The 20,902-nt window shown below is 65.6% G+C and carries 17 protein-coding genes; 7 read left to right on the forward strand and 10 right to left on the reverse strand.

The window, feature by feature from the left end:
* The first annotated feature begins 25 nt into the window (after window positions 1-25).
* Entirely contained in the window at window positions 26-1,138 is a 1,113-nt protein-coding gene (gene dinB, locus ACK6C6_RS21165) for a DNA polymerase IV (RefSeq protein WP_409269118.1), read from the forward strand.
* 88 nt (window positions 1,139-1,226) lie between these two features.
* Window positions 1,227-2,123, forward strand: a complete 897-nt coding sequence (locus ACK6C6_RS21170; protein ID WP_036211683.1) for a recombination-associated protein RdgC — start codon at window positions 1,227-1,229, stop codon at window positions 2,121-2,123.
* Between the two features lie 139 nt (window positions 2,124-2,262).
* Here the strand turns inward: ACK6C6_RS21170 and ACK6C6_RS21175 are convergent, their stop codons facing one another.
* Window positions 2,263-3,876: a catalase gene (locus ACK6C6_RS21175; protein ID WP_209589763.1), complete on the reverse strand. Its 1,614-nt coding sequence runs from the start codon at window positions 3,874-3,876 to the stop codon at window positions 2,263-2,265.
* A gap of 161 nt (window positions 3,877-4,037) precedes the next feature.
* Window positions 4,038-4,523, reverse strand: a complete 486-nt coding sequence (locus ACK6C6_RS21180; RefSeq protein ID WP_209589762.1) for an asparaginase domain-containing protein — start codon at window positions 4,521-4,523, stop codon at window positions 4,038-4,040.
* Window positions 4,524-4,664: 141 nt separating this feature from the next.
* On the opposite strand from ACK6C6_RS21180, the gene ACK6C6_RS21185 reads away from it, so the two are divergent.
* Window positions 4,665-5,423, forward strand: a complete 759-nt coding sequence (locus ACK6C6_RS21185) for a hypothetical protein (protein WP_027867115.1) — start codon at window positions 4,665-4,667, stop codon at window positions 5,421-5,423.
* A gap of 182 nt (window positions 5,424-5,605) precedes the next feature.
* Here the strand turns inward: ACK6C6_RS21185 and ACK6C6_RS21190 are convergent, their stop codons facing one another.
* A complete protein-coding gene (locus ACK6C6_RS21190; protein WP_409269119.1) occupies window positions 5,606-6,598 on the reverse strand; it encodes a D-2-hydroxyacid dehydrogenase family protein in 993 nt (330 codons plus the stop codon).
* A 331-nt stretch (window positions 6,599-6,929) separates the two neighbouring features.
* Here ACK6C6_RS21190 and ACK6C6_RS21195 point away from each other — a divergent pair, with 331 nt between their 5' ends.
* Both ACK6C6_RS21195 and ACK6C6_RS21200 read left to right on the forward strand, forming a co-directional pair.
* On the forward strand, window positions 6,930-8,792 hold the full coding sequence (locus tag ACK6C6_RS21195) for a phosphoenolpyruvate carboxykinase (GTP) (protein WP_409269120.1): 1,863 nt from the start codon (window positions 6,930-6,932) through the stop codon (window positions 8,790-8,792).
* 207 nt (window positions 8,793-8,999) lie between these two features.
* The gene (locus ACK6C6_RS21200; RefSeq protein ID WP_409269121.1) at window positions 9,000-9,809 is read left to right on the forward strand and encodes a lipid-binding SYLF domain-containing protein; all 810 of its coding nucleotides are present in this window, start codon (window positions 9,000-9,002) and stop codon (window positions 9,807-9,809) included.
* A 219-nt stretch (window positions 9,810-10,028) separates the two neighbouring features.
* Here ACK6C6_RS21200 and uvrA read toward each other — a convergent pair whose 3' ends face one another.
* On the reverse strand, window positions 10,029-12,878 hold the full coding sequence (gene uvrA, locus ACK6C6_RS21205) for an excinuclease ABC subunit UvrA (protein WP_409269122.1): 2,850 nt from the start codon (window positions 12,876-12,878) through the stop codon (window positions 10,029-10,031).
* 450 nt (window positions 12,879-13,328) lie between these two features.
* On the opposite strand from uvrA, the gene ssb reads away from it, so the two are divergent.
* Both ssb and ACK6C6_RS21215 read left to right on the forward strand, forming a co-directional pair.
* Window positions 13,329-13,829 (forward strand): single-stranded DNA-binding protein, encoded by a 501-nt coding sequence (gene ssb / locus ACK6C6_RS21210; RefSeq protein WP_209589756.1) that lies wholly within the window; start codon window positions 13,329-13,331, stop codon window positions 13,827-13,829.
* 171 nt (window positions 13,830-14,000) lie between these two features.
* A complete protein-coding gene (locus tag ACK6C6_RS21215) occupies window positions 14,001-14,825 on the forward strand; it encodes an alpha/beta fold hydrolase (protein ID WP_409269123.1) in 825 nt (274 codons plus the stop codon).
* Window position 14,826: 1 nt separating this feature from the next.
* On the opposite strand, the gene mnhG is transcribed toward ACK6C6_RS21215, so the two are convergent.
* Genes mnhG through ACK6C6_RS21245 form a run of 6 tightly spaced genes read right to left on the reverse strand, consistent with a single transcriptional unit; the run spans window position 14,827 to window position 20,901 of the window.
* On the reverse strand, window positions 14,827-15,228 hold the full coding sequence (gene mnhG, locus ACK6C6_RS21220; protein ID WP_027867108.1) for a monovalent cation/H(+) antiporter subunit G: 402 nt from the start codon (window positions 15,226-15,228) through the stop codon (window positions 14,827-14,829).
* Window positions 15,225-15,503 carry a K+/H+ antiporter subunit F gene (locus ACK6C6_RS21225; protein ID WP_027867107.1) on the reverse strand — a complete coding sequence of 93 codons (279 nt, stop codon included), beginning with the start codon at window positions 15,501-15,503 and terminating at the stop codon, window positions 15,225-15,227. Before ACK6C6_RS21225 ends, mnhG begins: the two co-directional genes overlap by 4 nt.
* Entirely contained in the window at window positions 15,487-16,020 is a 534-nt protein-coding gene (locus ACK6C6_RS21230; RefSeq protein ID WP_209589754.1) for a Na+/H+ antiporter subunit E, read from the reverse strand. The genes ACK6C6_RS21225 and ACK6C6_RS21230 overlap by 17 nt, the downstream gene beginning before the upstream one ends.
* A complete protein-coding gene (locus tag ACK6C6_RS21235) occupies window positions 16,017-17,654 on the reverse strand; it encodes a monovalent cation/H+ antiporter subunit D (protein ID WP_409269126.1) in 1,638 nt (545 codons plus the stop codon). The genes ACK6C6_RS21230 and ACK6C6_RS21235 overlap by 4 nt, the downstream gene beginning before the upstream one ends.
* Complete coding sequence (locus tag ACK6C6_RS21240) at window positions 17,651-17,995, reverse strand: Na+/H+ antiporter subunit C (protein ID WP_027867104.1); 345 nt, start codon at window positions 17,993-17,995, stop codon at window positions 17,651-17,653. Before ACK6C6_RS21240 ends, ACK6C6_RS21235 begins: the two co-directional genes overlap by 4 nt.
* Window positions 17,995-20,901 (reverse strand): monovalent cation/H+ antiporter subunit A, encoded by a 2,907-nt coding sequence (locus ACK6C6_RS21245; RefSeq protein WP_409269127.1) that lies wholly within the window; start codon window positions 20,899-20,901, stop codon window positions 17,995-17,997. Before ACK6C6_RS21245 ends, ACK6C6_RS21240 begins: the two co-directional genes overlap by 1 nt.
* Between the last annotated feature and the right edge of the window lies 1 nt (window position 20,902).

The following is a 20,902-nucleotide window of genomic DNA, read 5'->3' on the forward strand; positions in this document are numbered from 1 at the left end:
CCTGCCGTCACCTGCCGTCGTCCATGTGAATTCTCCGCTCCGTAAAATCATCCATTGCGACTGCGACTGTTTCTACGCATCGGTCGAGATGCGCGACGACCCGTCGCTGCGCGGGCGTCCGCTCGCGGTCGGCGGCCGCCCCGACCAGCGCGGCGTGATCGCCACCTGCAACTACGAGGCGCGCCGCTACGGCATCCATTCGGCCATGGCCACCGCCCAGGCCATGAAACTGTGCCCGCAGCTCCTGGTGATTCCGCCGGCGATGGAAAAATACCGCATCGCCTCGCGCCAGATCATGGACATCTACCGCGACTACACCGAGCTGGTGGAGCCGCTCTCGCTCGACGAAGCCTACCTCGACGTCAGCGACTCGCCGCACTGCAAGGGCAGCGCCACCCTGATCGCGCAGGAGATCCGGCGCCGCATTTTTGACACCGTCGGCATTACTGCCTCGGCCGGGGTGGCGCCGAACAAGTTCGTGGCCAAGATTGCCAGCGACTGGAACAAGCCCGACGGACTGTTCCTGGTGCGCCCGGAAGAGGTGGATGCTTTTGTTGCCGCGCTGCCGGTCAAGAAGCTGTACGGCGTGGGCAAGGTGACGGCCGAGAAGATGCACCGGCTCGGCCTGCAGACCTGCGCCGACATGCGCCACTGGAGCATCGAGCGGCTGACCGAGCATTTCGGCAGCTTCGGCTACCGGCTCTACAAACTGTGCCGCGGCATCGACGAGCGCGCGGTGAACACCTCGCGCGAGCGCAAGTCGATCAGCACCGAGGAGACCTACACGCCGGACGTGCCGAACCTGGACGCCTGCCTGCGGCTGCTGCCGGATCTGTACGAGCACCTGCTGGGCCGCATCAAGCGCAACGGTGCCGAAAAATTCATCAACAAGCTGTTTGTGAAGATCAAGTTCTCGGACTTCCAGCAGACCACGGTCGAGTGTGTTGGCTATGCGCCACATATCCCGACCTATGCGCGCCTGATGGAAACCGGCTGGGCCCGCCACAGCCGCCCGGTGCGCCTGCTGGGTGTCGGCGTGCGCCTGAGCGATACCGAGACGGTCGAGCAGCTGCGCCTGTTCGACGACGCGTTGCCGGCCGCGATCGTCGAGGCAGTTGGCGACTCGTCAACAGATTAATTTTTTCCCCGTGCTGCCAGCCGCAATTTCCGCTGAGCAGCGTAGAATGTCGTTCCCTTGAAATACTGAAACAATCGGATAACAGCGTATGTGGTTCAAGAATCTCCAGATTTATCGCCTGCCCGCCCCCTGGGCATTCAACCCGGAACAGATGGAAGAAGCCCTGCAGTCGCAGGCTTTCACGCCCGCGAGCAGCAATGAACTGCTGCGCCAGGGCTGGGATTCGCCACGCGGCAACGGCAAGCTGGTCCACGTCGTCAACAAGCAGATGCTGATGATGCTGGGCACCGAGAAGAAGCTGCTGCCGAGCTCGGTCATCAACCAGGTCGCCAAGGCCAAGGCCGCCGAGCTGGAAGAGCAGCAGGGCTTCCCGCCGGGTAAGAAGGCAATGAAGGAACTGAAGGAACGCGTGGCCGACGAACTGCTGCCGCGCGCCTTCTCGATCCGCAGCAACGTCTGGGTCTGGATCGACCCGGTCAACGGCTGGCTCGTGGTCGATGCCGCCAGCCCGTCGAAGGCGGACGACGTCATCAAGCTGCTGCTCAAGGCAGTGGACCGCATGCCGCTCGAATCGCTGCGCGTGCAGCGCTCGCCGGTGGCCGTGATGACCGGCTGGCTGGAAGCGGACGAAGCGCCCTACGGCTTCACCATCGACCAGGACACCGAACTGCGCGCCACCGGCGAAAGCCGCGCCGCCGTGCGCTACGTGAAGCACACGCTGGAACCGGACGACATCCGCCGCCACATCGCCGCCGGCAAGCAGTGCACCCGCCTGGCCATGACCTGGAACGACCGCATCAGCTTCGTGCTGACCGAGTCGCTGGCCATCAAGGGCGTCAAGCCGCTGGACGTGATCAAGGAAGGCGAAGCGGTCACCTATAGCGACGACGAGCGCTTCGACAACGACATCACCTTGATGACCGGCGAACTGGCCAAGCTGATGGCGGACGTGGTCGAGGCGCTGGGCGGCGAAGCCAAGGCCTAAGCAGGCCAGCAGCGCCCCTATATTCATTAGCCCGTAAACGTCGTTCCCGCGCAGGCGGGAACCCAATTTTGCAAGCGTTTCGGTAGCGCACGCAGAACTTGGATTCCCGCCTACGCGGGAATGACGTCTTTAAGCTAACTCACTTCGCTCCTGCCATCTCCTCGCTGGTCGACGGCTCATCCCCCTGTTCCGGCTTGCCGCTCGAGTAGGTCGGCCCCGACCGGTTCTGGTGCGGCGCCGGCTTGCCCGGCAGCGGCGGCAAGGCCTTGGCCTGTTCCAGGTCGATGCCCGCCACCTCGGCCACGCGGCGGCCGTAATCCTCGTCGCAGTGCCACAGGTGCCACACCATGCGCAGCTGGATCGGCGCCGGGCACTTCTTCAGGTCGCCACCCACATTGTTGACCAGGTCGTCGCGCTCCCAGTCCTCGAACGTGCGGTAGCGCGCCCCCGCCTGCGCGTAGTCGTCCATCGTGCGGGTGGTCTGGTAGCGGCCCAGGTGGCCCTCCACGTACTGGTTGTATTCCTTCTCCGGCTTCGGCGCTTCGCTGTAGCCGCCCATCAGGCTCGGCTCGTAGTTGATGTGCTTGTCCTGGCCGCGGCCGTCCACGTAATAGGTCATCTGGCCGTCGCGCTGGTTGGTGCGCGCCGCCGCGCCTTCCTGCGGCTGGTTGATCGGCAGCTGCAGGTAGTTCGGGCCCACCCGGTAGCGCTGGGTGTCGGAATAGGACAGGGTGCGGCCCTGCAGCATCTTGTCGTCCGAGAAGTCGATGCCGTCCACCAGCACCCCGGTGCCGAAGGCCGACTGCTCGGTCTCGGCGAACACGTTATCCGGGTTCTTGTTCAGCACGATGCGGCCCAGCGGCAGCAGCGGGAACTGGTCTTCCGGCCAGCGCTTGGTGTCGTCCAGCGGGTCGAAGTCGAGTTCCGGATGCTCGCTGTCGCTCATGATCTGCACGCAGAATTCCCATTCCGGGAACTCGCCGCGCTCGATCGCCTCGTACAGGTCGCGCGTGGCGTGGCTGGTGTCGTGGGCCTGGATTTCGGCGGCCTGTTGCGCCGTCAGGTTGCGCACGCCCTGCTTGGGCTGGAAGTGGAACTTCACCAGGTGGGCCACGCCCTGGTCGTTGACGAACTTGTAGGTGTTCACGCCCGAGCCTTCCATCTCGCGGTAAGTGGCCGGGATGCCCCACGGGCTCTTGACCCAGGTAACCATGTGCAGCGCTTCCGGATGGCTGCAGATGAAGTCGTAGAAGCGCCACGGCTCCTGCTGGTTGGTGACCGGATCGGGCTTGAAGGCGTGGATCATGTCCGGGAACTTGATTGCGTCGCGGATGAAGAAGACCTTCAGGTTGTTGCCCACCAGGTCCCAGTTGCCGTCCACGGTCTTGAACTTGATGGCGAAGCCGCGCGGATCGCGCGCCGTCTCGGGCGACTCCTTGGCGCCGATCACGGTCGAGAAGCGCACGAAGATCGGGGTCTGGACACCGAGTTCGTTGAGCACGCGGGCACGCGTGTACTTGCTGGCCGGCTCGCCGCCGATGGTACCGTAGGGCTCGAAGTAGCCGTGGGCGCCGGTGCCGCGCGCATGCACCACGCGCTCCGGGATGCGCTCGCGGTCGAAGTGGGTGATCTTTTCGATGAACTGGTAATTCTCGAGCGTGGCCGGACCACGTTCGCCCACCGAGCGCAGCGACTGGTTGTCGCGGACCGGATGGCCCTGGCGCGTGGTCAGGATAGGACGCTGCTCGTTCATTGCTCTCTCCTCGGACAAATTCGTTTGGAGAGAGCAGTATAGGAAGGCGCGCGCGTAGGGAGCGCGCGCCTGCAAACAAAACCTCCATGGCTGCGTTGCACCGTCTTGCCGTACACGCGTACTGTCTTCGACGGTGCGCCTTGCCCTGAAGGTTTTGTGAGTTACAGCTGCTGGAACACGCCGGCGGCGCGGTTCTTGGTGACGTTATCCCATGGGAACACCTGGCCGTTCATGGCCACGTAGACGCCGGCCGGCAGCGTTTGCGCGACGCCGCAGGCGAAGCCGAGGTTGAACAGGGCGTCCGAGTTGGCGATCTCGTAGGGGATCATGGCGCCGGTCAGCACGATGGTCTGGCCGAGGCTGGCTGCACCGAGCACGGCCGCCGTTTCGCGCATGGTATCGGTGCCGTGGATGATGACGATGGCTTTTTCTTTTGCCGCCTGGCAGGAGGCCAGCACGCGCTGGCGGTCCGGGTCCTGCATGTCGAGCGAATCGAGCAGCGGCAGCACTTCGAGCTCGACCGGAATGGTCATGCGCGAGCGCGCGATCACTGCCGGCAGGTGGCTTTCGGCAAAGCCGAGCACGCCGTTCAGTTCGTTGTAGTGTTTATCGAAAGTGCCGCCGGTAGCGATGATTCGCAAAGTCATGTTGGTTTGTCCACGTGCAGAAAAAAGGTGGGTAATGATAGCCGCAAACGGTAGTGTATCTGACTGTGACTGCGCTAGAATCTTCAGGATCGGATGAGTAGACTCACCCATCTTCTTCCTATTTCTCTCCCAGTTACTCCCATGAAAGCCGTCGCACCGGGCACCGTCATTTTTCACCGCCATCGAGGCTATGGCGTGATCACCCACGTCAACCTGCTGACCGGCTGGATCTCGGCGCGCTTCGGCAGCGAGCAGCGCACGCTCGACCTGAATCTGTCGAGCGACGAGGTGCAGCACGCCGATGGCGAGCCGATCCTGTTCCGCCGCGCCCCGCCGGACCGCATGCCGCATGCGCGCCTGATGGAAGTGGTGCGCGCGCTGCACGAGGCGGGCTACCAGAAGCTGTACCTGTACTCCTGGCCCAAACCTTCCGGCCTGCACTGGCGCTGGCATTTGTTCACCGGCCCGCGCAACTGGATGCAGCGCACCTGGCGCGAAGGCTGGTACGGCTCGGGCGCGGACTACAACAACAATCCGGTGATGGGCTGGGGCGATTCGCCGGGCGCGAGCACCGACGAACTGATCCATGCGCTGGCGAAGTTCGATCCGCAGGGCCTGGCGCAGGCGCTGGGGCGCGACGAGGACCACACGGCCTGGTTCGCGCAGGTCTGCGAGCTGCTCTTGCCCGGGTACATGTACAGCCTGAACATGGAGCGCCCAAGCGGCGGCAAGCTGATCGACGCGCCGCCGGTGCCCGTGGTGCCGGTGCGGGCGGGGCTGCAGCCGTATGCGGGGCCGCAGATCGGCTGGCCGCCGGGTTGGGCGGGCTTGTGGACCGGCACGCATGTGATGCCGGTGCGGAAGGTGAATCTGATTACCGGAGAGCCGGAGCTGCGCTGATTGCTGCTGCTCGCTGCGCTCGTTTTTGTTCTCTCTGCACTGCAGAATTGGGCTCCGGCCTTCGCCGGAGCGACGTGCTGTTGCTGACGGTGACGAATGGCGCTGCTGGTATTCTCCATTAGCCTGGAAGCCGTCGCTCCGGCGTAGGCCGGAGCCTAATTTCCCATCCGAAGCCGCTCACTTCACCGCTTCCCAAGCGCCTCCGGGTTCAAAATATTATCCGGCTGCCCTGCCGCAAACCGCACGAGGTTCTCGAACGCGGTCTGGAAATAGATTTCGTAGCTGTCCTGCTCCACATATCCCAGGTGCGGCGTGGCCAGCACCGTCGGGATACGCAGCAGCGGCGAATCGGGCCTGAGCGGTTCATTCGTGAACACGTCCAGCGCCGCGTAACCAGGCTGTCCGGCCCGCAGCGCCTGCTCCAGCGCCCCTTCCTCGACCAGCTCGGCCCGGCTCGTGTTGACGAACAGCGCATCCGGCTTCATGCGTGCGAAATCCTCGCCCTTGACGATGCCGCGCGTGGCCTCGCCCAGGCGCAGGTGCAGCGTGAGCACGTCCGCCTGCGCGAACAGGGCCTCGCGCGAGGCTGCCGCCTCGAAGCCGTCGGCCAGCGCCTTCTGCCGGCTGCCTTCGCTGCCCCACACCAGCACGCGCATGCCGAAGGCGCGCGCATAGCCGGCCACCAGCTGGCCGATCTTGCCGTAGCCCCAGATCGCCAGCGTGCGCCCGCGCAGCGAACGCCCCAGGCCGTTGAGCACCGGATTGATCGAGGCCGTCTGCCACAGGCCGTCCTTCAGGTTACTCGCATAGGGCACGATCTTGCGGCTGGCCGCCATGATCAGGGCCCAGGTCAGTTCGGACGGCGCCACCGGCGAGCCGATGCCCTCGGCGATCGCAATGCCGTGTGCGGTCGCCGCCGCCACGTCGATATGGCCGCTGACCTTGCCGGTCTGTGAAATCAGCTTCAGGTTTGGCAGCCGGGCCAGCAGCGCGGCAGGGAAGGCGGTGCGCTCGCGGATGAGCACCAGCGCATCGAAGGGCGCCAGCCGCGCGGCCAATTGGCCGAGTCCGCGCGCCGCATGCGTAAACACCTTGACCTCGTGTCCGTCGAGCAGGCGGAAGCATTGCAGGCCGCGCACGGCGTCCTGATAATCGTCCAAAACAGCTATTCGCATAAAAGTTGCTTTCAAATAAGTTCGATCACGTAGCGAAATAACAGCTTCCAAAAAGCCTCCGAATAGCCTACTACATTACTCGGTCATTTTTGGCTACTTTTTTGTAGTAGATGAGCGTGAATCGGGTTTTGCGGGTGTACAATCGGCCAATTCTTGAGGGTTTGACACGCTTGTGCCGGACCCGGCAGCACCGCTTCGGCTTCCCCCTTATGAGGCCGTCGACACGACCGCCGTAAACGCCGCGCTCCGCTGGAGCGGATCGCCATTTTAAGGCACGGCCAGACGGATGATCCTGCCACGACAGTATTCTTAATTGGCATTGGAGGTATCTATGAACCAGCCCGTGATGGGCGGCGTCGCCGCACTGAACGTTCCTGCTCACGTCAAACACCAAAAGCTCATCAATTGGGTCGCGGACATCGCCGCCCTGACGAAGCCTGACAGCATCTACTGGTGCGACGGCTCCGAGGAAGAGTACGACCGCCTGTGCGCGCAGATGGTCGAAGCCGGTACGATGAAGAAGCTGAACCCGGCGAAGCGTCCGAATTCCTATCTGGCCTGGTCCGACCCGTCGGACGTCGCCCGCGTCGAAGACCGCACCTACATTTGCTCGGCCACCCGCGAACAGGCCGGCCCGACCAATAACTGGATGGACCCGGCCGAAATGCGCCGCACCCTGAATGGCCTGTTCGACGGCTGCATGGCCGGCCGCACGCTGTACGTGGTGCCGTTCTCGATGGGTCCGCTGGGCTCGCCGATCGCCCATATCGGCGTCGAACTGTCCGACTCGCCTTACGTCGCCGTCAACATGCGCATCATGACGCGCATGGGCAAGGCCGTGTTCGACGTGCTGGGCGCGGACGGCGAATTCGTGCCCTGCGTGCACACCGTTGGCATGCCGCTGGCTGCCGGCCAGAAGGACGTGCCGTGGCCGTGCAACGCCACCAAGTACATCGTCCACTACCCGGAAACCCGCGAGATCTGGTCCTTCGGCTCGGGCTACGGCGGCAACGCGCTGCTGGGCAAGAAGTGCTTCGCCCTGCGCATCGCCTCGAACATGGGCTACCAGGAAGCGCAGCAGGGCGGCACCGGCTGGCTGGCCGAGCACATGCTGATCCTGGGCGTCGAATCGCCGCAAGGCGACAAGAAATACGTCGCGGCTGCCTTCCCGTCGGCCTGCGGCAAGACCAACTTCGCCATGCTGATCCCGCCAAAGGCCTTCGACGGCTGGAAGGTCACCACCATCGGCGACGACATCGCCTGGATCAAGCCGGGCGCGGACGGCAAGCTGTACGCCATTAACCCGGAAGCCGGCTACTTCGGCGTGGCCCCGGGCACCAACGACAAGACCAACCCGAACTGCATGGCCTCGCTGCGCGAGAACGTCATCTTCACCAACGTGGCGCTGACCGACGACGGCGACGTGTGGTGGGAAGGCATGAGCAAGCAGGCGCCGGATCACCTGATCGACTGGCAGGGCAAGGACTGGACCCCGGCGTCCGGCACCAAGGCCGCCCACCCGAACGCACGCTTCACCGTCGCCGCCACCCAAAACCCGGTGATCGACGCTGCCTGGGACGACCCGGCCGGCGTACCGATCTCGGCCTTCATCTTCGGCGGCCGCCGCTCGACCACCGTGCCGCTGGTGACCGAAGCCAACAACTGGGTGGAAGGCGTCTACATGGCCGCCACCATGGGCTCGGAAACCACCGCCGCCGCCGCCGGCCAGATGGGCGTGGTGCGCCGCGATCCGTTCGCGATGCTGCCGTTCATGGGCTACAACATGAGCGACTACTTCCAGCACTGGCTGAACCTCGGCAAGAAAATCGAAGCGCAGGGCACCGCGCCGAAGATCTTCTGCGTCAACTGGTTCCGCACCGACGAGAACGGCGGCTTCGTGTGGCCGGGCTACGGCGACAACATGCGCGTGCTGAAGTGGATCCTGGACCGCGCCGAAGGCGGCGCCCAGGGCGGCCAGCAGCACCTGTTCGGCACTTCGCCGAACTACGGCGACCTGAACTGGGAAGGCGTGGACTTCACCGAGCAGCAGTTCACCCAGATCACCTCGATCGACAAGGACGCCTGGAACGAAGAGCTGAAGCTGCACAGCGAGCTGTTCGAGAAGCTGGCCTACCACCTGCCGCAGGAGCTGGTGGACACCAAGGCCAAGCTGGAGAAGCAGCTGGCTGCGTAATTCATCCAGCTACGCAGTGACACCGAAGGACAGGCCAGAAGCCTGTCCTTTTTTATTGCCAGGTCATGAAGGCTGAAGGAGGGCGTTTTGCAGATCATTCCTGCGATCCATTTCGCGCACTCAAAGTGGCGCTACCCGATCGGTGCGGGGTTTAGGCTATCCGCTCGTTCAACGCCATCGTAGGGAGAAGAGATCATGAACAGGACCATGAAGCGACTCGTTGCGACATCTCTTGCCACGCTGCTGGCTGGAACGGCCGGGGCCGCCCTTGCCCAGGTCGGTCCGGCCAAGGAAGCCGCCACCCCCGGCACGGCCCGCCACAAGGAAGAGATGAAGGACGCGAACGAGCACGTCAACAGTGCCATCCGGGTCGTGCACCAGATGCAGGCCACGCCGGAGATGAAGTCACTGCTGCAGCGCGCGAAGGGCGTGTTCGTCGTGCCCAAGTATGGCGAAGCGGCCCTGGGTGTCGGCGCGCGCGGCGGCGCCGGCGTGCTCCTGGTGCGCAACGGGAATACCTGGAGCAACCCGGCCTTCTACAACATGGGCGGCATCACCGCCGGCCTGCAGGCGGGGGCCGAAGCCGGCGCCATCGCCTTCGTGCTCAACGACCAGAAAGCCCTCAACAGCTTCATGCAGAACAACAAGTTCTCGCTGGGGGCCGACGCCGGCCTGACGCTGGTCGACTGGTCGAAGAAGGGCGAAGGCTCGGCCGGCTGGGGCAACATCACGGCCTGGGCCGACACCGAAGGCCTGTTCGGCGGCGCGGCCCTCAACATCACGGATATCGACTACGACGAAGACGAGACCTCGGCCTATTACCGGCGCCAGGTGGCGGCGCGCGACGTCCTGAGCGGCAAGGTGAAGAATCCGCAGGCCGACATGCTGCGTCAGGCGCTGGCGAACGCATCGAGCGGTGGCGGCGCGGCCGCCATGGGCGGCAGCGGGACGAAGGGGGCGACCTCGTCGGGCAAGGACAGCAAGACCGAGTCGGAGAGGGAGCGGAGCAGGGAGTAGCGGGCCGCGCATAAAAGAACAGGGGCAGTGCCTGGCGGCGCTGCCCCTGTTTACTTTACGGTCCGCGCCCTCCGCACGTCATTCCGGCGAAGGCCGGAATCCAATTCCTTTGCGTACCAGCTGCGGTGAAAGCTACTGGTTAGCATGCAAACTTAGGTTCCGGCCTTCGCCGGAACGACGGTTTTACGGCTGTCGGCTGCGAACGATATCAACGTCGACTCAAGCCTTCAACAACGGCTTCAAATATTTCCCGGTCACGCTCGCCTTGTTCTTCGCCACCTCTTCCGGCGTGCCGTTCGCGACGATCGTCCCGCCGCCGGCGCCACCTTCCGGCCCCAGGTCGACGATCCAGTCCGCGGTCTTGATCACATCCAGGTTGTGCTCGATGATCGCCAGCGTATTGCCCTGGTCGCGCAGGCGGTGGATCACCTTCAGCAGCAGGTCGATGTCGGCGAAGTGCAGGCCGGTGGTCGGCTCGTCGAGGATGTACAGGGTACGTCCGGTATCGCGCTTGGACAGCTCCAGCGACAGCTTCACGCGCTGCGCCTCGCCGCCCGACAGCGTGGTCGCGCTCTGGCCCAGCTTGATGTAGCCGAGACCGACATCCAGCAAGGTCTGGAGCTTGCGCGCAATCACCGGCACCGGCTTGAAGAACTCGTGCGCATCCTCGACCGTCATCTCCAGCACTTCGGTGATGTTCTTGCCCTTGTACTGCACTTCCAGCGTCTCGCGGTTGTAGCGCTTGCCGTGGCAGACGTCGCAAGGCACGTACACGTCCGGCAGGAAGTGCATCTCGACCTTGATCACGCCATCGCCCTGGCAGGCCTCGCAGCGGCCGCCCTTCACGTTGAAGGAGAAGCGGCCCGCCGAGTAGCCGCGTTCCTTTGCGGTCGGCACGGTGGCGAACAGGTCGCGGATCGGCGTGAACACGCCGGTATAGGTCGCCGGGTTCGAACGCGGAGTGCGGCCGATCGGCGCCTGGTCGACCGAGATCACCTTGTCGAAGTGCTCCAGGCCGTGGATCGCATCGTGCTCCGCCGGCTCGGTCTGCGAACCGTACAGGTGGCGCGACAGGGCCGGGTACAGGGTGTCGTTGATCAGGGTCGACTTGCCCGAACCCGAGACACCCGTCACGCAGGTCATCAGGCCCACCGGCAGGGTCAGCGAGACATTCTTGAGATTGTTGCCCTTGGCGCCGGTGATCACCAGCTGGCGCGCCGGATCCATCTTGGTGCGCTTCTTCGGCACCTCGATCTTGCGGCGGCCGTCCAGGTACTGTGCGGTGAGCGAATGCTCGCTCTGCATGATCTCCGGCAGCGAGCCGGCCGCGATCACCGCGCCGCCATGCACGCCCGCGCCCGGGCCCATGTCGACGATGTAGTCGGCGGTACGGATCGCATCCTCGTCGTGCTCCACCACCAGCACGCTGTTGCCGATGTCGCGCAGGTGCTTCAGCGTCGCGATCAGGCGGTCGTTGTCGCGCTGGTGCAGGCCGATCGAAGGCTCGTCCAGCACGTACATTACGCCGGTCAGGCCGGAACCGATCTGCGAGGCCAGGCGGATGCGCTGGGCTTCGCCGCCGGAGAGCGTGTCCGCGCTGCGGTCGAGCGACAGGTAATCGAGGCCGACGTTGTTCAGGAACTTCAGGCGCGCCGTGATTTCCTTGATGACGCGCTCGGCGATGTCTTTCTTGGCGCCGCTCAGCTCCAGGGTCTCGAAGAAGGCGAGGGTGTCGCGCAGCGGCTTGTCGGAGACTTCATAAATCGCGCGCTGCTGCGCTCCTTGTCCGATCTTCACGAAGCGCGCTTCGGTGCGCAGGCGCGCGCCTTCGCAGGCCGGGCATTTCTTCTCGTTGATGAACTTCGCCAGCTCTTCCTTGACCGCCATCGAGTCGGTCTCGCGGTAGCGCCGCTGCAGGTTGTTGACCACGCCTTCGAAGGTGTGCTCGCGGATCACGGTGCGGCCACGCTCGTTGACGTAGCTGAACGGGATCGCGGTCTTGCCCGAGCCATGCAGCACGGCTTCCTGCGCCGCTTTCGGCAGGGTCTCGAAAGGCTTGTCGAGGTCGAAGTCGTAGTGCGCCGCCAGGCTCTGCAGCATCTGGAAGTAGAACTGGTTGCGGCGGTCCCAGCCCTTCACGGCGCCGGACGCCAGCGACAGGTGCGGGAAGGCCACGATGCGCTTCGGATCGAAGAACTCGATGTGGCCGAGGCCGTCGCACTCCTGGCAGGCGCCCATCGGGTTGTTGAAGGAGAACAGGCGCGGCTCGAGCTCCTGCAGCGAATAGCCGCAGACATTACACGCGAACTTGTTCGAAAAGACGGTTTCCTTCTCGGTATCCATCTCGTAGGCCACGGCGCGGCCGTCGGCCAGGCGCAGCGCGGTCTCGAAGCTTTCGGCCAGGCGCTGCTTGATCTCGGGATTGACCTTGACGCGGTCGATCACGACGTCGATGCTGTGCTTCTCGGTCTTCTTGAGCTTGGGCAGCTCGTCGATCTCATAGATCTTGGCTGCGTTGACGCCGCTGGCGACGCGGAAGCGCACGAAGCCCTGGGCCTGCATGGCCTGGAACAGGTCGCCGTGCTCGCCCTTGCGGCCCGCCACGACAGGGGCCAGGATCATCAGCTTGGTGCCTTCCGGCATGGCCAGCACCGCATCGACCATCTGCGATACCGTCTGGGCCGCCAGCGGCTCGTGCGGGTGCTGCGGGCAGTAGGGGGTGCCGACGCGCGCGTACAGCAGGCGCAGGTAGTCGTGGATTTCGGTGACGGTGCCGACGGTCGAACGCGGGTTGTGCGAAGTGGCCTTCTGCTCGATCGAGATCGCCGGCGACAGGCCTTCGATCAGGTCGACGTCCGGCTTTTCCATCAGCTGCAGGAACTGGCGCGCATAGGCCGACAGCGACTCGACGTAGCGGCGCTGGCCTTCTGCATACAGGGTGTCGAAGGCGAGCGAGGACTTGCCCGAACCCGACAGGCCCGTGATGACGATCAGCTTGTTACGCGGAAGGTCGAGGTTGATGTTCTTCAGGTTGTGCGTGCGTGCGCCGCGGATGCGAATTTCTTCCATTGGTTTTTTTTTGCAGGCTTTCAATAAGTTTGCAGGGCCGGCGCACGAAGGACTGTCGCGGTGAGCGGGCCAATCAGGGAGAACCTAGTAGTGTAGCTGTTTTTTCGAAGTGCTGTACATGCATCCAGCAGTTTTGTGCCGCTGGGATACGTTTCCTTGACCATTTGGCATAGGAAGGCAGCCTCAAAAAGCCGGGGTGAGGGGTATGTGGGCCGGTTCGCGGTCTCTTCAATGACAAAGCGGCCAGAAGTCCAATATTTTTCTTGAAGGGCGGGTCAAGTCCGTATCGGAAGTTGGCAATCCGGCTCAATCGTGTGCGTGCGAGGGACGTAAAAAATCTCTTTTTTTCGCTGCTCATCGGCCCCATAATAGTTGGCTGCAGCACTACGTTCCCTGACGCTTGGAAATCACGCAGAGTCAGGGCTCTACAAAACTCATTGGAGTATCAACATGGCATCAGTTAACAAGGTCATCATCGTCGGCAACCTCGGCCGCGACCCGGAAATCCGCTACATGCCGAGCGGCGACGCCATCGCGAACATCGCGGTCGCCACCTCGTACAAGTCGAAGGACCGCCAGACCGGCGAACAGAAGGAACTGACCGAATGGCACCGCATCTCGTTCTTCGGCCGCCTGGCCGAGATCGTGGGCCAGTACCTCAAGAAGGGCTCCTCGGTCTACGTCGAAGGCCGCCTGCAGACCCGCAAGTACACCGACAAGGACGGCATCGAGCGCTACGCGACCGACATCATCGCCGAGAACATGCAGATGCTGGGCGGCCGCCAGGGCATGGGCGGTGGCGACAGCATGGGTGGCGGTATGGATGACGGCGGCTACGAGCCGCAGCAGCGCCCGGCGCCGCGCCAGGCCCCGCCGGCACCGGCAGCCCGTCCGCAGCCGCAGCGCCCGGCGCCGAACTTCTCGGACATGGATGACGACATCCCGTTCTGAGCGCTTCACCCGCGCGTCTGGCACCAGCAAGCCGGCACCTGTACAAAGACCCCGCACGCTCCGCGCTGCGGGGTTTTTTCTTGCCCGAAGCGTGCGTGCCGGTTGGAGGCGAGCGCATACACTTGTCGGTCGAGCAGTTCCCACCGACGTACTCCCTTCGAAAGGAAAGCCATGCCACGCATCCAGACTTCCGGCGCCAATCCGACCGAGCTCTACTACTATGAACAGGGACAGGGACAGCCTGTCGTCCTGATCCATGGCTGGCCGCTCAGCCACCGCATGTGGGAATCGCAGATCGCTGCCCTGGCGGAAAACGGCTACCGCGCGATCGCCTACGACCGCCGCGGCTTCGGGCAGTCGGGCCGGCCGACAGGCGGCTACGACTACGATACCTTCGCGGCCGACCTCGATGCGCTGATGACCCAGCTCGACCTGCGCGACGCGGTCCTGGCCGGCTTCTCGATGGGCGGCGGCGAGGTGGCGCGCTACATTGGCCACTACGGCAGCGAACGGGTCTCGAAAGCCATGCTGCTGGGCGCCGTGCCGCCCTTCCTGCTCAAGACCGGCGACAATCCGGAAGGCGTGGACAAGTCGGTCTTCGACGGCATGCTGGAAGCGGTCAGGAACGACCGCATCGCATTCCTGGGCGATTTCTTCTACAACTTCTATAACCTGGACAAGGACGGCAAGGACGGCCAGGAACTGGTCGCCTTCAGCAAGTGGATCGCGTGGGAAGCGTCGCCGCTGGCGACCGAGCAATGCATCAATGCGTTCGGCGGCACCGATTTCCGCGCCGACCTGGCCAAATTCGACATCCCGACCCTGGTCGTCCATGGCGACGCCGACCACATCGTGCCGCTGGAAGTGTCGGGCCAGCGCTCGCATGCCATGGTCGCCGGCAGCCGCCTCGAGGTCGTGAAGGGCGCACCGCACGGTTTCGCCGCGACCCATGCCGCGCGCCTGAATACCCTGATGCTGGAGTTCCTGAAGACGTGATTCAGTCCGGCTGGCCGGGGATGCCCTTGTCGGCTTCCTCGGGAATGACGTACACGTCGCCCTCGGTCGCCCCGGCATCGTGCTTGCGCGCCCGCAGGTCGCGATACACGGCGGCGCGCATGATCATCATCGACACCACCGGCGCCGTCATCAGGAGGAAGACGGCGATGATGATCTCGTGGATCACGAGGCGCGACTGCGCCACCGTGAAGTACAGCATCGAGGCCAGCAGCAGGCAGCCGGCGCCCAGGGTGATGGTGATGGCCGGGCCGTGGATGCGCTGGTAGAAGGTGGGCAGGCGCAGCAGGCCGAGGGCGCCGATCAGGACGATGCTCGCGCCCAGCACCAGCAGCACGGCTACCGGCACGGTCGCCCAGCCCGGCAGGTATTCGAGCCCGCTCATTCGATGATCTCCCCGCGCATCAGGAACTTCGCCATCGCCACCGTCGATACGAAGCCCAGCAGCGCGATCAGGATCGCTACCTCGAAGTAGACCTGGGTGCCGAAGCGGATGCCCAGCACCAGGGCCAGCAGCATGCCGGCCATCCACAGGGTGTCGAGGGCCAGCACGCGGTCGTGCGCCGAGGGGCCGATCAGCAGGCGCAGCGCGCACAGGCCCATGGCGACCAGCGTGCACACCAGGGCATAGCCGACCGCCAGTTCAAGCAGGGTTTCCATCCTTGTCCTCCGGTTGGGTTGCGCCGCCTTCGAAGATCTCGATCAGCGGCTGTTCGTAGCGGGTCTTGATGGTATCGATCCACCATTGCTCGTCGTGCAGGTCGAACACGTGCAGCGACAGCTCATAACCCTCGGGCAAAATTTCCACCCACACTGTTCCCGGCGTCATGTTGATCAGGCAGGACAGCATCGCCAGGCCGTAGGGGTCGCGCAGGTCCAGCGGTATCCGCATGAATTGCGCCTTCACGGTCTGGTAGTCGCGGAACAGGATGATGCGGCAGACGTTGAAGCAGGAGCGCACCACTTCCACGGCCGCCATTCCCATCAGGCGCACGAAGGTGAGCGGCGCGCGCATGCGCGGGTAGCCGAAAGGCTGCAGGCGGCGGGTCAGCAGCGGCACCGCGATGCCCAGCAGCGCGCCGAACAGCAGGTTGGCCGGGTCGACCGTCTGGTTCAGCAGCAGCCACAGGACGCACAGTCCGAGCGATACCACCGGGTAGGGAAGCCAGCGCATCATGGCGCCTCCTTGACCGAGGTCGGGCCGGGCAGCGAAGGCGCGCTGCGCACCGCATCGATGTACAGGGCCGGCCGGTGGATGTCCGCGCTGGCGCGCGCCAGGTAGGCGAACAGCGGCTGCGCCTGGACCGTCATCAGCACCGATGCCAGCAGCAGGCCGGCCACCGGCAGCGCCTCCGAGGGATGCAGGGCGGGCGGCGCGAGGACTTCCGACGCCCAGAAGGTGCGCACCCCGAAGCGCATCAGCGACACGATCGCGATCAGCCCGGAGCCGAACACCAGGGCCATCAGGGTCCAGCCGGCGGCGCCGATCGGGGCGACGCCCGGGCCCGGGTTGATCAGGGCGTGGAACATGCCGAACTTGGCGACGAAGCCGGACAGCGGGGGCAGGCCCGCGATGATCAAGGCGCAGGCCAGGAAGGCCAGCGACAGGAAGGCCATCGCCGCCGGCACGCCCCGGCCCTTCGGCTCGGCCGGGGCATCCTCGACCGCGAAGGCTTCCATGGTCAGCGCCAGCATCGCGGCGCCGGGCGTGCGGATGCGGTCGAACAGTTCGATCAGCAGCACGAAGGCGGCGATCGCCAGGGTCGAGGCGAGGTAGTAGTACAGGCCGGCCGTCACCAGCAGCGGCTGGCCATAGCCGATCACCGACAGCAGCGTGCCCGAGGAGATGATCGCGGCATAGCCCGCCATGCGCCCGGCGGTATCGGTGGCCAGCATGCCGGCGGCGCCGAACACGATGGTCGCCATGCCGCCCCACAGCAGGGCGTCGTAGCCGTAGCGCGACAGTTCGCCGGCGCCGTCCGAAAACACCATCAGCCAGATGCGCAGCAGTACATAGGCGCCGACCTTGGTCATCAGGGCCAGCATCACCGCCACCGGCGGCGAGGCCGCCGCATAGGTGGTGGGCAGCCAGAAGCCGAGCGGCCACATGGCGCTCTTGGCCAGGAAGGCCAGCGCCAGCACCGCCACCCCGGCCTTGAGCAGGCCGGCCTCCGTGCTCGCCAGGCCGGGCACGCGGCCGGCCAGGTCGGCCATGTTGAGGGTGCCGGTGACCGCGTAGATCATCGCCACGCCGATCAGGAACAGCAGCGAGGCCACCAGGTTGACGGCGATGTACTGCATGCTGGCGCGCAGCCGCGCCACGTTGTAGCCATGCAGGACCAGGCCGTAGGACGAGGCCAGCATGACTTCGAAGAACACGAACAGGTTGAACAGGTCGTTGGTCAGGAAGGCGCCGTTGATCCCCATCAGCAGGAACTGGAACAGGGAGTGAAAGTGCACGCCGATCCGGCTCCAGCGCGGCTGGGCATAGTGCAGGGCTGCCAGCCCCAGCAGCGCGGTCAGCACCAGCATCAGCGCCGACAGCCGGTCGGCCACCAGCGCGATGCCGAAGGGCGCGGACCAGTTGGCGGCCAGGTAGACCTGGACGCCGCCCGGCCAGCTGCCGTCGGCCAGCCAGGCCAGCGCCAGCGCATTGGCCAGCAGCGCCAGCACGCTGATGTAGGCGACCGCGAATTTCAGGCGGTGCCGCCCCTGGGTGAGGGTGGCCAGCAGCGCCCCGCACAGCAGCGGCAGCAGCACCGGGAGGATCACCAGGTGGCGGGACCAGTCGAGGGTGAGGAACTCCATCATGCTTCCGGCTCCTCGCCGTCGACGTGGTCGGTGCCGGTCAGTCCGCGCGCGCCGATCATCACCACCAGGTAGAGCGCGGTGGTGGCGAAGCCGATCACGATGGCGGTCAGCACCAGCGCCTGCGGCACCGGGTCGGCCAGGGCCGCGGGATCGGGCACCGTGCCGGCCGGCGTGAAGGGTGGGCGGTCCACGGCCAGGCGGCCCATGGCGAAGATGAACAGGTTGACGGCATAGGACATCAGCATCAGGCCGACCAGCACCTGGAAGCTGCGCGGGCGCAGCACCAGCCAGATGCCGGCGCCGAATACGATGCCAATGGCGAGCGAGAGCACGGCTTCCATTACTGGATCTCCTTGGCAGGTGGGATGGCGCCGCTGCGCGCGGCGCCGGGTGGGGCGCGGCGGCTGCGCAGCGACTGGTGGGCAAGCGCCACCAGGATCAGCATGGTGGTGCCGACCACCACCAGGAACACGCCGAGGTCGAACACGAAGGCCGAGGGCACGTGCAGTTCGCCCAGCAGCGGCAGGGTGAGGTGGGCGGTGTGGCTGGTCAGGAAGGGATAGCCGAACAGCCAGGCCCCGATACCGGTGGCGCAGGCCGTTACCAGGCCCCAGCCGATCCAGCGGTGCGGGCGCAGGCGCAGGTGCGACTCGACCCAGTCGGTGCCGGCCACCATGTACTGCACGATCAGGGCGGTGGCGAAGATCAGGCCGGCGACGAAGCCGCCGCCCGGCAGGTTGTGCCCGCGCATGAAGAAGTACACCGCGATCACGCCCATCACCGGCAGCAGGAAGCGCAGGTACACGGCCGGAATCATCAGGTAGCCGCCTGCGGCGGCCTGCTCGGCCGGTTTCTGGCGCACGGCCGGGTCGACGTCGCTGGCCTGCTGCACCGGGATGGCGATGCTTTCCGGCGCCGGACGGAAGCGGCGCAGCAGCGCGTACACGGTCAGCGCCACCGCCGACAGCACGGTGATCTCACCCATCGTGTCGAAGCCGCGGAAGTCCACCAGCAGCACGTTGACCACGTTGGAACCGCCGCCCTCGGGCAAGGCGCGCAGCACGAAGAAGTCACGCAGGGTGGAGTCGCCGGGGCGGGTCAGCACCGCATAGCTGGCCGCGGCCAGGCCGAGGCCGCCGGCGACGGCCACCAGCGAATCGCGCGAGCGCCGCAGCCAGGCGCTGGGCGGGATGCGCTCGGCCAGGTGGGCCGGACGGAAGCGCGGCGGCAGCCAGCGCAGGCCGAGCAGGATCAGCACCGTGGTCACGGTCTCGACCATCAGCTGGGTCAGCGCCAGGTCGGGCGCCGACAGCCACAGGAAGGTCACGGCCGTCACCATGCCGGTGCCGCCGGCCAGGGCCAGCGCCGCCAGGCGGTGGTACTTGGCTTTCCAGGCCGCGGCCACGGCGCAGCCGGCGCCGATCAGCCAGAGCAGGGCGAACAGCGGATCGAGCTTGTCGAGCGCAGGCGCGGCCAGGTCGTGCACCGGGCGCGCCAGCAGCAGCGGCACGGCGACCATTGCCGCCACCAGCACCAGCAGCTGCGGCTGCAGGCGCCGGGTGCCGGCAATGCGGATCACCCAGGAAGCGCCCTGGGCCAGGCCGAGCATGATGTTCTCGTACAGTTGGGCGCCCTTCACGCGGTGCAGCACCGGCACCCGGTCGCGCCCGTGCAGGCCGAAGTGGTTACGCAGCAGCATGTAGCACAGCGCGCCGCCCACCAGGGCCATCACGCTCATCACGAGCGGCAGGTTGACGCCGTGCCAGATCGCCAGGCTGTACTCGGGCAGGGTCGGCCCCAGCACCGAGCCGGCCGCCACCGCGAGCACGTCGCCCACCACCCGTTCCGGCATCACGCCGACCGCAATGCACAGCAGCACCAGCAGTTCGATCGGCACCCGCATCCAGCGCGGCGGCTCGTGCGGTTCTTCCGGCAGGTCGCGCGCCAGCGGTCCGAAGAACACGCTGATGAAGCGCAGCGAGTAGATCACGCTGAACAGCCCCATCAGCACTGCCGCGACCGACATCCACCAGTTCTCGGTGCCGCCCACGACCATGGTCTCGGCGAAGAACATCTCCTTCGACAGGAAGCCGTTCATCAGCGGGACCCCGGCCATCGCCGCGCTGGCCACGATCGCCAGCGCCGCCGTGTGCGGCATGGCGCGCTTCAGGCCGCGCAGCACGCGCATGTCGCGGGTGCCGCTCTCGTGGTCGACGATGCCGACCGCCATGAACAGCGAGGCCTTGAAGACCGCATGGTTCATGGTGTGGAAGATCGCGGCCACGACCGACAGCGGCGTGCCGATGCTCATCAGGACCGTGATCAGGCCCAGGTGGCTGATGGTCGAGTAGGCCAGCAGGCCCTTCATGTCGTGCTGGAAGATCGCGAAGAAGGAGCCGATCAGGAGGGTGAAGACCCCGGCGCTGCCGAGGATCCAGGTCCATTCCTCGGTGCCGGCCAGGGCCGGCCACAAGCGCATCAGGAGGAATACGCCGGCCTTGACCATCGTGGCCGAGTGCAGGTAGGCCGACACCGGCGTGGGCGCCGCCATCGCATGCGGCAGCCAGAAGTGGAAGGGGAACTGGGCGCTCTTGGTCAGCGCGCCGAGCGCCACCAGCACCAGGGCCGGCACGTACCAGTCGTGGGCGCGGATCGCGTTGCCCGCCCCCAGCACGGTCTGCAGCTCGTAGCTGCCGGCCATGTGCCCGAGCAGCAGCACCCCCGCCAGCAGGCACAGGCCGCCGATGGTGGTGACGGTAAAGGCCATGCGCGCGCCGCGGCGGGCGTCGTTGCGCTCCTGCCAGTAGCCGATCAGGAGGAAGGAGGTGACGCTGGTGAGTTCCCAGAATACCACCAGCTGGATCAGGTTGCCCGACAGGACCACGCCGAGCATGGCGCCCATGAAGGCCATGATGTAGGCATAGAAGCGCGGCACCGGGTCGCGCCGCGACATGTAGTAGCGCGCATAGAGCAATACCAGCAGGCCGATGCCGAGCACCATGATGGAGAAGACCCAGGCCAGGCCGTCCATGCGCAGCACCAGGGCGAGCCCGAAGTCGGGCAGCCAGTCGATCTGCTTGCGCAGGACTTCGCCCTCGGCGATGCGGTCGAACTGGAGGATGGCCAGCAGCAGCGCGCCGGCGGTGGCGATCGCCGCCACCGCGGCGGGGCGGTGGCGCGATCCGGTGGGCATGCAGGCCGCCACCAGGGCGGCGGCAAAGGGAAGGGAAAGGAGGAGCAGGAGCATG

The sequence above is a fragment of the Massilia sp. BHUDP2 genome (assembly GCF_046236355.1).
Lineage (GTDB): Bacteria > Pseudomonadota > Gammaproteobacteria > Burkholderiales > Burkholderiaceae_D > Telluria > Telluria varians.

Excerpts from the sequence above, each read along its gene's own strand:
- ACK6C6_RS21170 (WP_036211683.1), top strand. The coding sequence starts at position 1,227 with ATGTGGTTCAAGAATCTCCAGATTTATCGCCTGCCCGCCCCCTGGGCA.
- ACK6C6_RS21175 (WP_209589763.1), bottom strand. The coding sequence starts at position 3,876 with ATGAACGAGCAGCGTCCTATCCTGACCACGCGCCAGGGCCATCCGGTC.
- ACK6C6_RS21180 (WP_209589762.1), bottom strand. The coding sequence starts at position 4,523 with ATGACTTTGCGAATCATCGCTACCGGCGGCACTTTCGATAAACACTAC.
- ACK6C6_RS21185 (WP_027867115.1), top strand. The coding sequence starts at position 4,665 with ATGAAAGCCGTCGCACCGGGCACCGTCATTTTTCACCGCCATCGAGGC.
- ACK6C6_RS21190 (WP_409269119.1), bottom strand. The coding sequence starts at position 6,598 with ATGCGAATAGCTGTTTTGGACGATTATCAGGACGCCGTGCGCGGCCTG.
- ACK6C6_RS21195 (WP_409269120.1), top strand. The coding sequence starts at position 6,930 with ATGAACCAGCCCGTGATGGGCGGCGTCGCCGCACTGAACGTTCCTGCT.
- ACK6C6_RS21200 (WP_409269121.1), top strand. The coding sequence starts at position 9,000 with ATGAAGCGACTCGTTGCGACATCTCTTGCCACGCTGCTGGCTGGAACG.
- uvrA (WP_409269122.1), bottom strand. The coding sequence starts at position 12,878 with ATGGAAGAAATTCGCATCCGCGGCGCACGCACGCACAACCTGAAGAAC.
- ssb (WP_209589756.1), top strand. The coding sequence starts at position 13,329 with ATGGCATCAGTTAACAAGGTCATCATCGTCGGCAACCTCGGCCGCGAC.
- ACK6C6_RS21215 (WP_409269123.1), top strand. The coding sequence starts at position 14,001 with ATGCCACGCATCCAGACTTCCGGCGCCAATCCGACCGAGCTCTACTAC.
- mnhG (WP_027867108.1), bottom strand. The coding sequence starts at position 15,228 with ATGAGCGGGCTCGAATACCTGCCGGGCTGGGCGACCGTGCCGGTAGCC.
- ACK6C6_RS21225 (WP_027867107.1), bottom strand. The coding sequence starts at position 15,503 with ATGGAAACCCTGCTTGAACTGGCGGTCGGCTATGCCCTGGTGTGCACG.
- ACK6C6_RS21230 (WP_209589754.1), bottom strand. The coding sequence starts at position 16,020 with ATGATGCGCTGGCTTCCCTACCCGGTGGTATCGCTCGGACTGTGCGTC.
- ACK6C6_RS21235 (WP_409269126.1), bottom strand. The coding sequence starts at position 17,654 with ATGATGGAGTTCCTCACCCTCGACTGGTCCCGCCACCTGGTGATCCTC.
- ACK6C6_RS21240 (WP_027867104.1), bottom strand. The coding sequence starts at position 17,995 with ATGGAAGCCGTGCTCTCGCTCGCCATTGGCATCGTATTCGGCGCCGGC.
- ACK6C6_RS21245 (WP_409269127.1), bottom strand. The coding sequence starts at position 20,901 with ATGCTCCTGCTCCTCCTTTCCCTTCCCTTTGCCGCCGCCCTGGTGGCG.